Annotated in this window: 9 protein-coding genes; 2 read left to right on the top strand and 7 right to left on the bottom strand. The window is 42.2% G+C overall.

The annotated features are described in order from the left end of the window. Nucleotides 1-39 precede the first annotated feature (39 nt). From IPH84_10855 to IPH84_10840, 4 genes are all read right to left on the bottom strand, one after another. A complete protein-coding gene (locus tag IPH84_10855) occupies nt 40-1,185 on the bottom strand; it encodes a hypothetical protein (GenBank protein MBK7173708.1) in 1,146 nt (381 codons plus the stop codon). An 88-nt stretch (nt 1,186-1,273) separates the two neighbouring features. Beyond that, nucleotides 1,274-5,143, bottom strand: coding sequence for a dockerin type I repeat-containing protein (locus IPH84_10850; protein ID MBK7173707.1), 3,870 nt, complete (start codon nt 5,141-5,143; stop codon nt 1,274-1,276). 484 nt (nt 5,144-5,627) lie between these two features. Further along, nucleotides 5,628-6,590 carry a hypothetical protein gene (locus tag IPH84_10845; GenBank protein MBK7173706.1) on the bottom strand — a complete coding sequence of 321 codons (963 nt, stop codon included), beginning with the start codon at nt 6,588-6,590 and terminating at the stop codon, nt 5,628-5,630. After that, a complete protein-coding gene (locus IPH84_10840; GenBank protein ID MBK7173705.1) occupies nt 6,499-6,810 on the bottom strand; it encodes a hypothetical protein in 312 nt (103 codons plus the stop codon). The genes IPH84_10845 and IPH84_10840 overlap by 92 nt, the downstream gene beginning before the upstream one ends. A gap of 95 nt (nt 6,811-6,905) precedes the next feature. Here IPH84_10840 and IPH84_10835 point away from each other — a divergent pair, with 95 nt between their 5' ends. Continuing rightward, nucleotides 6,906-7,094: a hypothetical protein gene (locus IPH84_10835; GenBank protein MBK7173704.1), complete on the top strand. Its 189-nt coding sequence runs from the start codon at nt 6,906-6,908 to the stop codon at nt 7,092-7,094. 286 nt (nt 7,095-7,380) lie between these two features. On the opposite strand, the gene IPH84_10830 is transcribed toward IPH84_10835, so the two are convergent. Next, nucleotides 7,381-7,539, bottom strand: a complete 159-nt coding sequence (locus IPH84_10830) for a hypothetical protein (GenBank protein ID MBK7173703.1) — start codon at nt 7,537-7,539, stop codon at nt 7,381-7,383. Between the two features lie 180 nt (nt 7,540-7,719). Continuing rightward, nucleotides 7,720-11,517, bottom strand: coding sequence for a dockerin type I repeat-containing protein (locus tag IPH84_10825; protein MBK7173702.1), 3,798 nt, complete (start codon nt 11,515-11,517; stop codon nt 7,720-7,722). A 244-nt stretch (nt 11,518-11,761) separates the two neighbouring features. On the opposite strand from IPH84_10825, the gene IPH84_10820 reads away from it, so the two are divergent. Beyond that, nucleotides 11,762-13,054, top strand: a complete 1,293-nt coding sequence (locus tag IPH84_10820) for a cysteate synthase (protein ID MBK7173701.1) — start codon at nt 11,762-11,764, stop codon at nt 13,052-13,054. Nucleotides 13,055-13,324: 270 nt separating this feature from the next. On the opposite strand, the gene IPH84_10815 is transcribed toward IPH84_10820, so the two are convergent. Beyond that, nucleotides 13,325-14,353, bottom strand: a complete 1,029-nt coding sequence (locus IPH84_10815; protein ID MBK7173700.1) for a hypothetical protein — start codon at nt 14,351-14,353, stop codon at nt 13,325-13,327. Between the last annotated feature and the right edge of the window lie 156 nt (nt 14,354-14,509).

The following is a 14,509-nucleotide window of genomic DNA, read 5'->3' as shown; positions in this document are numbered from 1 at the left end:
TGGTTAATAAAGGTTGCTTTTTGCTTGTTTGGGTTAATATTAAGGTTTAATCGTTGAGATCACTCCGGTGGAGTTATTGTCGATAACAGCCATGTCAGAACCATCAACAATCCCGTCTCCATTAATATCTTCAGCCAGGTAACCGGTTGCAACAGAAGTGCTGGCATTGTCAACAACTGCCATGTCAGAGCCGTCAACAATGTTATCCTGTGTGGCATCACCTCCGAATAGTGCATAGATGGAACCTAACATAATCATGTTATCCCCAAATGCTTGCCCGGCAGCTGAACTAAAATCATAAGAAATGGTACTTCCTGTGAAGGTAACTGGTGCAGCACTCCAGGTTTCAATGGAGTTGCGATGTTTCACCACGATGTAATATGAACCGGTCAATTCGGCTGGAATTGAAAAGGCGCATTTCCCATTTGTATAGAGCAGCACATTGTTGGCTGTATATACAGTTTCATATGGCATTGATCCATTTGCTAATTCAACAGTAATTTCGTCAGAAACCGGACCTGCAAAATGATTGCCTGATTCATCCTGTGCTTTTCTGTTTCCGGTACCGGCAGTATAAAGGCCTTCCAGAAACAATTGAAGATTCTGAGGCTTCGAGTGAGAAACTGCGTTTGTAATTGAGGTATTTACAAATGGTGATACTGCAGGGATGAATGCAGATACTACAGTATGATAGGGCATAAGGTTCATGCTCCAATCATAATTTAGTGGATCAGCTCCAAAGGCAACAGTATTGGATAATCTCACCTTACATACCAGTGTGCCGGTTGTGCTGCTTATGACAGTGCCGGATGTAACACCTGTAATGTAATCCCTGGGTGGTTTGCGGGGTGCAATTTTCACACAAAGGAAGTCCTGTTCATAATCTATATTCAAAGGGACCTGAGTGCTGTTCAAATCCGAGCCTGTAACCAGGGAAGGAGTGATCGTCCCACCATTAATGAACCCTGAGTTCAGTAAAATTCCGGTATTAAAACAGGCAAGTTCCAATGAAACACTTCCTGTACTTGTTAAATAAATATCAAATTCAAAAATTTGGTCACTTACAAAGCTACCATTCCTGATTTCACAACGATACGTGGGATTATCAGCCTTGGCAGCAAGAAATAGAAATAAAAAAGGTAGAACAAGTAGTGCTCTAAAAGTTAAAGTTGAGTGTTTTTTCATATAATACAACGTTTAATTGGTATAAAAGTACGAATTTCCCATTCATGTGAATGGGAAATTCGCAACTAATTTACATATGTTAAATTCATTAAGGCCTTTGAATCTGAATAATAGCAGTTGAATTATTATCAATTAAAGCCATATCCGTTCCATCAACAATACCATCACCATTAACATCTTCAGAGTTATACCCCTGCAGGATGCTGGTACTTGCATTATCAATCAGAGCCATGTCAGTTCCATCAACAATTCCGTCCTGTGAAGCATCGCCTCCATAGAGAGCATAAACTGTTCCCATAAGCCTCATATTGTTACCATATGCCTGCGAAGCAGAAGTGGTAAAGTCAAAAGCAATAGGACCCGATCCTGAGAAGGATACAGCACTTGCACTCCAGGTCTGAATACTATTACGATGATTGATAACAACATAATAGTCACCTGAAATAGCACCAGGAATAGTATTGATTGAAACAGTACCATCAGTATTCAGATTTGCATCAGTAAAGGTATAAGCTACTGTATTTGGAGATGCAGATTCATGAAGTTCAATGGTAACCTGATCAGCAATTCCAGCTCCAAATTGTGGGCCACTGCTTCCCTGCGCTTCATTCATGAAACCGGTTCCGGTATTGTAAAGGCCTTCAAGGAAGAACTTAGCATTCAAAATCTTGGTTGAAGGAGGCTGTTCCTGACCTGTAAAGGTTCCTGCGATATCTGTAAGTGTAGCAGTAAGCAAGTTATTTGTTGCATCTGCAACATCATAAAGATTAGATGTAGGAGCAACCCTATAGCAGTAAATTGAACTCTCAGTTCCAACAACATCATTTTCAGTATAATTGAAAGTTGCATTACAGCTATAATCCGTGATACCAGCAGAAACAACATTCCAATACCTGGTTAAATAAGAACCTGATACACCTGGATAAGAAGCATTAACCAGATTAACGCCTGCATATGCACTGGCAAAAGTTCCGGCTGTAAAATTCAGGGTCACTGGTGAATATTCTGCAGTTCCTGTATTGTCGCCTACTGGGAAAGTAAAGCTACCAACTCCGGTAAATACTTTCCTTAGTTCTCCTGCACCTGTTGCAACTACCATGTTTGTTGCCGATGGGGTACCAAGTACTGAAGCTGTAGCTGCTAATGTAACATGATTTCCTGCAAGCGTAACTAAACCACTGGTAAGGCTTAAGGTTCCATTAATGGTTAATGGGTAATCGAAGGTAACTCCTGCAGCATTGTTAATGATCAGATCAGTATTGGCTCCAAGTGTTATTGTTCCCGCACCACTGATAGTTTGTGCGGAGGTTCCTTCCATTGAAATATAGGACGCAACAGATGGGTTGTAGTTAAAAGTAGCACCAGAGGCAACAGTAACATTCCCTTTTATCTTCAAAGGTAAATTAATGCTAAATCCAAGGGTTCCTTGTGTAACTATCAGGTTATCACATGTAAAAGGAGCTGTACCAGCATTCACATTGATATTTGCTGAGGCATGATCAACTTCAAAATCGGCACAACTTCTGTTGGAAAATGATGGAGAACCTGTTTGCTGGAACTTGAATAGACTGCCGGTCTGGAATTCTACTTTTGAGTTTGGAGCACCTAATCCATAAGGATTGGAACCAGCCAGCTGATAGAAAATCGACCCACTCATGAAACGAACAACATTAGCAGTTCCTGAACTGGTAAAAATATTGCTGGTACAAAGTAGTCCTTGGGTTAATGACGCCCCGCTATTGAATACGATAGCACTAGCGCTGGCAGCATTCATTTTATGTGTAGTGCCTGAGAAGGCCATAGTTCCACTGATACTTGCTGTAGCCCCGGCTGAGAAGAAAAGAGTTGTGGCAAGAGTCCCGGTTATATTCAGCGCACATCCTGCTGGTACAATCAAATCGGTTCCATCATTGGTTCCACCTACTGTAAGTGTGCCAGCTACTGCACCTTTCAGATTGATGATAGTATTATTGGAAAGAATGATCTGACCAACAGTTTCATTAGCTACTGCTGTGATGGTTTTTGTGGTGCCATCATTGAACAGCAATTTGTCTGAAGCCTGAGGTGCAGTTCTGTTAGGTGTCCAGTTAGTAGCTTCAATCCATGAGGCATTGTCAGCACCAGCCCATATATATTCTGATGATCCAAGTGTTGCAGCTGAGGCGGTTGGCACAGTAACTGCAGTTTTGTAGTTTATGGTAGCACTTGCTCCAGTATAAGGATAAATCTTGAAGTAATAAGTTGTACCGAGGTTAAGGCCTGTGAAATCAACTGTCTGTACTCCCTGGGCTACATTTTTAACCAAGAGCGCATCTGTTTCAGGAGTGCCATCAACAGGATCAACAATTGATGCGAAATCAACAGAACTTGCCTTAATCAGATAAGCTGTTGGAGGAACTCCTGTGGTTGCATCTGCCCAGGTAAGTGGAATAGATGTAGTTGTAGTAGTACCTGCAATAAAAGCTGTTACATGTTCACTTGGTTCAACTGCGAATGTATAGAAATTGCCCTGTGTTGAAAGGGTTGTTCCATTAACATTGGTAGCATAAGCTGCATAAAATATCTGTGTGGCAGCAGGCAATGCAGATCTCAGGTGTGAAAATACACCAACTGAGGTACCGCCTTCTGCTAATTTATTATTAGCAATAGTAACTGGAGAAGTTGTACTCCAGACAGTTCCTCTTTCAGTGATGGCTGAACCACCATCGGTGCTGATTTCACCACCAAGAATTGCGGAGGTGTTTGTAATGGCGCTTACTGTCGGTAATAATAATACAGGGGCTGTGGTACCAGTAGAGGTAGTCACGGGCACCATCACCGGACTGGCTTGCAGATTGGTAAAGGATTCTGCAACAAAATAAACATTGTAGGTAGTTGCAGAGGTAAGGCCGGCAATAGCATCTTGGTATTCTGTTGAAGCAAGGGCACAGGTAATGGTCCCGGCTAGGTTGGCGGCAACAGGTGTACCTGATGCATCCTGTCCGTTTTTCACCTGTACTGCTGATGGGGCAGAAGCTCCATTTGGCAGTACAACATAATATGCAATACCGGGATCTGAAAGGTTTACCTTAGCAGTAAAACCGGCTGGACTTGCATTTTCAGCTTTTGGATATCCACTGGTCCATGATGGAGTATAAAGTGTGAAGTCATCAGAGAACCTGGGTGTAAACTGCATATCAGCAGCGAATTGTCCGACAAGACCAACTAAATTTACAGGTGTTGTAGGTATGGGAGTTAACATATAATCAGCTTCAGTGAAAATGGTTCTTAAAATCATTGAACCACTGGCATCGGTGATCGTATAGTTGAAGCTTCCTACAAAGCTGCCTGTTTGGGTAAATGTTACTTTGCTCAATGAAACGAGTTCTGCCTGGTCAGCGGTTGTGATGGTAGCAGTTGTTTTAGCCTGTGGAACCACTGCATTGCCTGTTGTGGTAGGTGCACCCGGATCAGTAACGGGTAATAATTCCAACAGGTTATTATAATTAAGTAATGTTCCGGTGATACCAGTTACTCCATCTCCAATGTTGTAATCAGTAGTAATCTTTAAAGGTAAATCGTCAATTACAATACCTCCCGTGGCATCCTGAATATACAGTTGGTTCCTGCTATTATCCGGTCTCTGGAAGGTTACAAGAGCCTCGCTGCTTAGTCGGTAAACTGTGCCATCCAGCAATCCGGCCCTCAAGGCAGCTATACTGGATACACTTACAGGTGCAATACCTGTTCCGGAAACCGCCACATTTTGTGTAGCAGCAGTTGGAGACGTATGTGTGATATTTCCGGTATAAGCCTGGACAAGTGTGGGTACAAACCTTACATTAATAGTTGTGGAGGCTAATGTGCCCAGCGTCGGTGTAAGAATGATAGGATTAGTTGCAACAAAAGCAGTTCCTGTAAGAAGTGAGATTTCAAATCCTGCCGGAGGTGTGATAGTAACATCACCTGTCAGGTTCAAGCCTGAGACAGTATAATTCTTTTCTGCAGATATGGAGTATTGATATTGGTTGCCAAAAGTTGTGAGTGTACCAACGGTAATGGATGGCCCTATTGGGGTTACAGATCCGTTACAGGTCAGTAATGCACTGGTAACACCTCCACCTGAATGGGCAATCGTTTCTGCATTATAGCTTCCGCTAGCAAGTCCTGCTTTCAGTCGAACATAAACAGTAACTGAAGCAAGAGTGGCTCCGGAATAAGGAATGTTTGCAGAACCTGAGAAATTCAGGTTATCAGTTGATACCTCATAACTTGCACTTCCGGTAACTGAAATATTTCCAGAACCGCCGGTGAGGTTAGCACCACTTACAGTATAAGATTGTGAAGTGGATGGACCGCTTCCTTCAATGTAGTTGAAGCCACCTAAAATAGATGGTGAAATTGCTAGGGTAGGGTCGGTAGTACCAACAAGTTGTCCCCAACTGGTTGCTACCCTGATCCCATCAATTTTTGCAGTTGAGAGTGTTGAGCCCTTGCCTTAAAGCGATGGCTGCAATCCCCGTTGGATCGGTACCGGCATCAGTAGAAACAATGGCTGGGGTCGGTTCAATGGCTGTCCATGCAGGATCAATATAGAGGTATGCAATGTCATCAGTGGCTGTGGCAGAATTGAAAGAATATTTCAGTACTAATAAATAAGTGGTATTTAAGTCGTAACTGAAAGGAGTGTAAGTAACAGTGGTAGTAGAAGATTTGCTGATACCAAATGATACTTTATTGGAAGCATCTCTTTTAGCGAATACTCTTCCAAAGAAAGGACCAGCACTTGAACCGGCTATCTGGCAAAAATGGAAGAAATAATCAGTACTGGTATTAGCAAAAGCTGAAGCATTGAATAATACAGAAGCATAAAGTGAACCAGATGTTTGTGAAGCGAAACCATAATTTACATCTTCCGCACTTCCAGGGACAATTGAAACTTCATTTCCAATAGCTGATAAAGGATAACCAGGGTATGTTATTGAAGATGCTCCAACAGTTACCGGAAGAGAATTGGCTCCACTATGTGCTACCCAGCCGTTGGCTGTGAGCAAAGTTCCTGCGGTATAATCAAAGTTTTCATCAATTGGCAGTGAAGGAGGAACTGGAACAGCATTTCCTGTTACAGCTACAGTCATTGTTGTGGCACCTGTGCTTGCATGGGTAATATTATCTGTATAAACCTGCACAATGGTAGGAGCAAAACGCACATAAATAATAGTACTTGTTACGGTTCCACCGGTTTGGGTAAGGGTGATTGTCGCTGGATTGGCAACAAAACCTGTTCCGGTTGCGGTAGAAATTTCAAATCCGACCGGGGGTGTAATAACAATATCAGCAGTTAGGTTGACACCGGAAACGGTATAGTTTTTTTCCGCAGATAATGTGTTGATAATGGTGTTTGAGAAAAGCCGAGACAGTTCCAACAGTAATAGCTGGAGCAAGGCTTGAAACAGATCCGTTACAGGTTACATTTTGAGTGGTTGCACCAGTTGATGTGCAGGCAATGGCTTCACTGTTATAGGTCCCAACAGCTAATCCGGCTATTAACCTGGCATAAATTGTTGTGGTTGCAACAGTTCCACCGGTTTGAGTTAGTGTAATAGGACTGGTGTATCCAGATCCTGGAAGTAAGGGAAATTTCATAATTGGTTGGAGCGGCAATGCTGATGTCAGCAGTCAGGTTTGCACCAGAAACAGTAAATGATTGATCAGTAGAAGGGCCTGAACCAATTGTATAATTGAATCCTGAAAGAGAGGAAGGTGTTACAGTGATTGCCGGACTAGTTGCTGCTGCAGGAGCAACACCAAAACCATCAAGTCCTGCAGGTAAAGTTGCAGGAGTGGTAGAAACAGTAGAAAATCTTAAACTGGGATCTGTCCAGGCTGCTGCACCAGTTGTTATACCAGTGAGTAAAGCAAGGTTTTGATTAAACTATTTGACTGTACCACCTGTCCATGAAGTACCAGGGTCAGCCTAAGTGTACCAAAATATCAGTTGTTGTTGCACCATATTTTACAGCAAATGCGTCATCACCATTGAATAGTAAAAGCGATAATAAAAAGATACGTTGTCAAGCCATGCCTGTAAGATAAGTTCCAATATCTGAAGTTCCCTACAACTAAAACAGCCCTGGCAGCAAGAGTGCCAGTGCTGATGGTTACAGTGGCTAATGCAGCGCCATTAGTTCCTTGTTGAATTACAAGGTTGTTTGTTCAGATCAAGGCAGCTGTATTATTCCATATTTCAACTCCTTTCGGAACGGAACCGGAATTTGTTTCCACGTACTGACTAATAATTTGGCTCCATCCCACCCGGGAAGTGCCAATAACTAGTATTGCCATCAGTAAGGCAATAATCGTAGATCTTTTCATAAGAATTGGTTTTTGGTTTTTGGGTTTTTGATAGTATATAATTATTTGTTTTTCAATCAATTCGAAGGCGAATCCCGCCTGAAAAGGGCATCAAATATAAGGAGTTTTTGTACTGGTTGATTTGCTTTTATGTTTATTAATTATGAACTTTTTGGTCCTTTTTCGATCCATTGGATTATACTAAGGCTTTCTTGCTGATATAAAGCTACTTGCATTACTATCAGCATAATCAATATCGGTTATATTTACAACCCCATCTCCATTCAGATCCGTCACCAAATATCCTTCTGAAAAAGAGGCTGCTTCATTATCCATTAGTATCATATCATCTGCATCGATTAAACCATCCTGGTTTACATCACCAGCATATAACAAATAACTGCCATCATTAGCCTGCTTTAGGTTATTTCCATATGCTTTATTAGATTGATCTGTGAAATTGTAAGTGATTGAACTTCCTGAAAAAGAAACAGGAATCGCACTCACTGTTTCAATTGAATTCCTGTGACGTATGGAAAGGTAATAACTCCCTCCGAAATTTAATGGAATGGTCGTAGCTATTTGTCCGTTTGTACTCAGATTTACTGGTCCGGAGGAATAAATCAAGGTCGGATAATCTCCCGGAACCGATGAGTGCAACTCAACTTCCACCTGGTCCGCAGTATTTCCGGCAAACTGATCTCCTGAAGCATTCTGCGCTTTATTCATTAGCCCGCTTCCTGCATATAAACCTTCGAGGAATAAGCTAACCGACAGACTCTTATCAAGTTGAATTCCTGTAAAAGAACCTAAAGTAGTGATCCCTGTTGCAGTCAATTGATGCTGGCTGGTATTTACAGTTCCGGCCATTGTTGGAATAGGGTTCATCCTGGCACAGACCAGGTCTGCTTCAACACCAACTACATCTGCTGTAGTGTAAGAAAAGGTTGCATCACAACTGAAACCAGATATCCCGGAGGAACTAAGGTTCCAGTATCTCTGAATATAACTGCTACTGATGGGTCCACCCGGATACACAGTATTGGAAAGATTGATCCCAACATAATTACCTGTGCTTATGCCCCCGGATATTAAAGTGAAGAGTACAGGTGAATACTCAGCCGTCCCGGTTACATCCCCCAAAGGGAATAGAAAACTACCGCCACTCAATGGGAACTCTTTTTTGAGTAATCCTGTACCTGATGCAGTGATCATATTGGATGCACCAAAGGTTCCGGTTATACTTGCAGTTGATCCCAGGGTAAGGCTTCCGGCATTCAGACTGAATATGCTTCCCTGCAAAGCAAGAATGCCATTGAGTGTAATGGAGGTTTCAAGCAGTATCCCTGCAGGATTATTGACTTCTAGTGTTTCCAGCGTATTAAGGTTAATAGTACCTCCACCTGAAATCATTTGTTGCGAACTTCCATTCAAGGAAACTGTTGCCGCAGAAGTCGGTGAAAAATTGAGTGTGCCTCCCGGATTTACAATGATATCCCCTTTAATTGAATGCCCGGCAGTACCTGTCATATTGAAATTTAAGGTGCCGTTGGTAATTTTAAGTTCCTGAATTGACACGGCCCCGGTACCTGTTTGTGTTAATGTTGCCCCAATGGCATCCAGTTCAAAATTGCCATAGGTGCGTCCGGAGAATGCAGCAGTTACACCTGCAATTACCTTAAACAAACTAGCTTCCTGAAAAACTACCACACTATTAGGGGCAGAGGCTCCGAAAGGATTGCTTCCCGACTGGCTCAGGTAGGTTGATCCATTATCAAAAATTATAGCATTGTAGGGTGCAGCTGTACCAAAAGGACTCCCGGTAAAACCACTGCCAGCCTTGAAATAGGATCCTGAGTTGAAATAGACGGCACCAAGAGTTCCCCCGGTTAAGCGATGTGCTCCATTTGTGAAAGTGATACCTCCCGATATGCCTGCGGCAGCTGTGGATGAAACAGCAATTGTAATTGCATTTGTACCACTCAGGTTTAATTCTGAACCCGCCGTTATATCCAGGTCGAGCCCGGTGCCTCCTGCAATGGTAATGGTTGCCACTGCTGAAGACTGAAGGGTGATTTTGGTATTGCCCGAAACAAGTATCTTACTAATTGTCTGAGTGGGAATAGCAGTAATTGTTTTTGTTGTGCCATCATTAAACTGAAGGATATCAGCAACTTCAGGAGTCGATCGGGCAGGTACCCAATTTGTTGGGATATTCCAGTCGGCATTATTGGCTCCCGCCCAGGTATAAATATTTATTGGGATAGCAGTAGTTGTAGCTGTGCAAACAGGGGTGCTGGCCGAGGTTTTGTAATCAATGGTGGATCCGGAATTGGTATAGGGGTAGATGGCAAAAAAGTATGTAGTGGAAGGCAAGAGTGAAGTCCAGGTATAGGTGTTTGTTCCTGTAGTCACATTTACAGTTCCTGACCCATCTCCAAGATTGGTGTCGTCTGTTTCAGGGAATCCATCCACTGGTGCGGTAAAAGTACCTGTGGTATTGCCTTTGATGAGGAATCCGGATGCCGCCTGTGTTCCATTATTGTCATCCCAGGATACAGCAATCGTGGAATAGGAAATTAATGGGGAGAATATTGCAGTCGCCTGGTTACTGGGTTCTTCGGCTAAGGTTATAAAGCTGGACTCAGGCGAAATTGAGGTGCCAATTGCGTTTTGAGCATAAGCAGCGTAAAAGATTTCTGTTCCGGCCGGAAGTGATGACCGTAAATGAGCGAAGATTCCTGTGTTGAGGTTGCCTTCAGCCATTTTATTGTCGTTGATGGATATGGGCGAATTTATGCTCCAAACTGTACCTCTCTCGGAAATTGGGCTTCCACCATCGGAAATAATATTTCCTCCAATTATTGCACTATTGGATGTAATACTTGCTGCAGTAGGATCAGAAACAATCGGTGGTTGAAGTACAAATAGGGTTGCCTGGCTGTTGGGGTTATTGCTACCGGTTGCAATAGAATATTTGGTATTGATTCCTGTGCCATTATACTCAAAAACCTGGCACCAATAGGTTGTACTTGAACTTAGCCCGGTTATATTGATAGTACTGTCGCTGCCATTAAATACAACTTGCTGTCCGGTACCCTGGTATATGTCATTGGCTGAGGGATCTGTACCATCTTCCGGAGGAATGATATTTGAACTGTTACTTATAATAGCAACACGCTTTTCTCCATTCCCCTTATACCAGGCAGCTGTCATGCTATTTCCGGTTACATTACTGAAGGAGATATTAGCTGATTGGAGGGTGGGGGCAACTGTTTGAACTCCAATGGCATCTGTCCAGGAAGTAGCGATCCTGATCCCATCAACAATATAATTTTGAGTGGCTGAGTATTGTCGTAAAGCTATACTGGCCGGGTTAAGATCTGATTGAGTTGCATCAGTTAAGGGGCCAACTGTTGGTGAAGCAGGTTCAGTGGCTGGTGCATTGGTGTTAAAAACATAAAGGCTAACCTGGTCATTTGATGTTCCGGCATTGACCTGGTATTTCAAAACCAAAAGATAGGTAGTATTGGTTGAAAAAGTCGAAGAAGAATAAGTGCCGGTATTGCTACCCAAACTTAGTCCAAAATGATTGGTGGCGTCTACAAATACTTTTCCACGGTGGATTGTACTTGCAGGATTAGTAGAGAGATGAATGAAATAGCCTGCTGAAACAGCGGCAACATTCACCATGAAAGCGGCATATACTGTACCTGAAGTTTGTTGGGTAATACTAAGGTAAACATCCTCCCCAGTATTGTCGACCAAAGCTGCATTGCCAATTCCACTCAGGTTGAACCCCGGGAAAGATAATCCTCCATTGTTAACTGTAACAGCTTGAGTTCCGGCTCCACTATGAGCCAACCATCCATGATTTGTCAGTAAATCACCTGCCGGGTAATCGAAATTTTCAACGAGCAATTGACAGGCACCGTCTTTGGGGATAGTAATGAAAAAGATTGCCGCAAAAATTACGGCAAGTAATGTAACACTCTTCAATGGTTTACAGGTTAATTGGAGTAGGTTATGAATTGAGTAGCAGAGTATTCTTTCATTTATAATACAAAATTATTCCAATTTCGTTCACCTACAATAAAAAAGCAGCGATTTAATTAAATATTAATCTGATTATCTGATATTAACACCTCACTTCGGGCTGGAATTATTTGTAAAAGAGTGGGGAAAACCAATTTGAATTCATAAGGTCATTTTATACTTTTGTCCCGAATAGAAAAAAATTTAAATGAAACAGGACAAGTTAGCAACGATTTATCAATTGCAATCTTTGGTTAATGGACAAGTTTTTGAAGATTCCGGATGGTTGCTTGATGAACCAGGTGCTTCTGTTCCGGGATTGATCAGGGCTATTTATGAAGAAAAGACCTTAAACCTGAGAAGCCAGGAGTCAGGATTATACCGGTTTGCTGGCTGGTTGCCCATTAAGAAATACCTTAAAGGGTCTTCTGCCCCGGTTACTTACAAAAGTGAGGCATTGGCAGCATCTCTCGGACTTTCTGACCTCTTCATCACATTTAGTGGCTACTGGCCTGAAAAGGGAGCTACTATGAGTACCTGTTCATTCAAGGAAACAGAAGCTTATTCGGTATGTGCGCGCCTGGATCCCGAGATTGGTAAGGTTCTGGTGGTGGCTTCTGCCGGAAATACAGCCCGGGCATTCGCAAGGGTTTGTTCAGATAATAATATTCCATTATTGCTTTCTGTGCCTGAAGATAATCTCACGGCCCTTTGGTTTGATACTCCGCTAAATGATTGTGTAAAACTGATTGCCAGCCGGAAAGGATGTGATTATTTTGATGCTATCCACCTGGCAAATTTGGTTTGTTCTCTGGAGGGTTTCATTGCTGAAGGTGGTGCTAAGAATGTGGCACGTCGTGATGGAATGGGTACAACTGTCCTTTCTGCCGTATCATTTATCGGAAGGATTCCGGATTATTATTTCCAGGCTGTTGGAAGTGGTACCGGGGCCATTGCTGCATGGGAGGCTAATTTGAGGCTATTGGAAGATGGCCGGTTTGGACAAAACAAAATGAAACTTATTTTGTCTCAAAATGCTCCATTCACACCTATTATGGATGCCTGGAATGCAGGGTCGAGGGATATGCTGCCTTATGATGATGCTATCGCACGTAAGCATGTAGAAGAAATTGATGCTAAAGTACTTTCAAACCGTAAACCCCCTTATCCCATAAAAGGCGGACTGTTTGATGCTCTTTCAGATACCGGAGGATTGATCATGGCGATGAATAATGCTGAAGCTCGTAATGCTGCTCAGCTCTTTCTCGATACTGAAGGTATTGATATCCACCCGGCTGCTGCTGTCGCCGTTGCTTCGCTTGTTGAGGCAGTACATAAAAAGCTGGTTGGCAGGAACGACCAAATTATGCTGAATATCACCGGAGGGGGTGAACAGAGATTCCAAAAAGAAAAAGAGTTGTTTTTTCTCAAACCGGATTTGATCTTTGATATGAATCCTTCCATCGAAGAAATAGCAGCATTGGTGCCTTCATTGTTCTGATTTCCTGAAGTTAGTCTTTTTACCCCAACCTCCTATCAATAGGGGGAGGCTCCCTTACTAAGCATGTTGGCTTTGAGATCTTTTCTTAACTTGGAATATTAGAAAAAATTCTTCTCCTCCCCGCCGGGGGGGGGGGGGGGGGGGGGGGAAAATACCCTTTTTTTGATTTTCTAAAATCCTGAAATGGTAGAAACTTCTCCTCCCTACCTAGTAGGGAGGGCCGGGGAGGGCATTTGGGATCCTGCTTAAAATCCTGAAAGGAAATGTACTTTAAGTTCTATTTACAATCAGGTAGGTACAACGGCAAAACCCTTTTTCGCTATGAAAAGGCCGGGTGCATGATTTATGAGGAAGAGGCATTAGTTTCAACGCCTCTTCAATTGACAGGACTTTATCAGAATCTGCTTTACAAACTTTACAGGAATCAGGATTGGAAATAATCTGCACCTTTTTTACAAATTCATGAGTTTTTAGATGCATAAGTTCGAGACGCCTCGATTCAACCAGGTCCTCAGTGAAGTCTTTCCCGGAGCTGTCAAGCAACAATGCTTTCAGGTAAAATAGCTGAGCTTTTTCACTGTTACTCCTCGACTTCTTGATTTTGTTGTTCAGTAAATAAAAGTAAGCATCGTCTAAAGTAAAAGTCGGATCATTCTCCATGAGTTCTTCCTGAATCATCTTCACTTCATCTTCCGACTTTTCAATCATCTCCTGCTTATTAAGAAGCTCATATTTTTCAATATGTTCAGAGATCTCTCTTTCAATTTTGAAAGCCTCTTCTTCTGTGACCAGTTTCTTCATATTTTGAAGAGTGGAATACCAGACATAAATCATCTTATGACAGGAAGGGCAAGAGCCTTTCCTTTGAGGCATTACAGGAAACTGGTAAGAACAATACGGACAACTTGCCGAATCTTCAGCCCTGGTTGTCTTCGATACAAGCTCTTCTCCTGGAATTTTGATCTCATTTACACCCTCAACTTCATGATCCTGTAGCGCCCGATGTTCCAATTCCATCTGCTTGATCTCATTCCTTACCTCACGGATCGACTCATAAATGGAAGATATTTTTTTAAAGTCAAGGAATGAGTATTCATTGGCTAACTTAATCAATTCAACCAGTTTCTTCATGGCATATTCCAACCTTGATTTTTTAGTATCAAGGTCTGGAGCACTCATGGCAAGCTGAATTGACTCATTTACAATTGTGTAAAGAGTTTCAGCGGAATGTGTGATGCTATTGACGAATGATTTTGGATATTTACCGCTACCCTTGAAGACGTTATCGAGAAAACCCATGTTCTGAATCTTTATATCAGGAAAGAATCCTTTTGGAATGAGAGGATTAACTTTTGAAAGATAAGGCAAAGATAAGTAAACGCAATAAAAAACTGGTAATCTTATTGATTAATATGAACGCAAATTTCTTCCTAAATATTCGAGGTAATGGAAGTA

It is taken from the genome of Bacteroidales bacterium (assembly GCA_016707785.1).
GTDB lineage: Bacteria > Bacteroidota > Bacteroidia > Bacteroidales > UBA4417 > UBA4417.
This window is presented reverse-complemented; position numbering and strand designations above follow the sequence as displayed.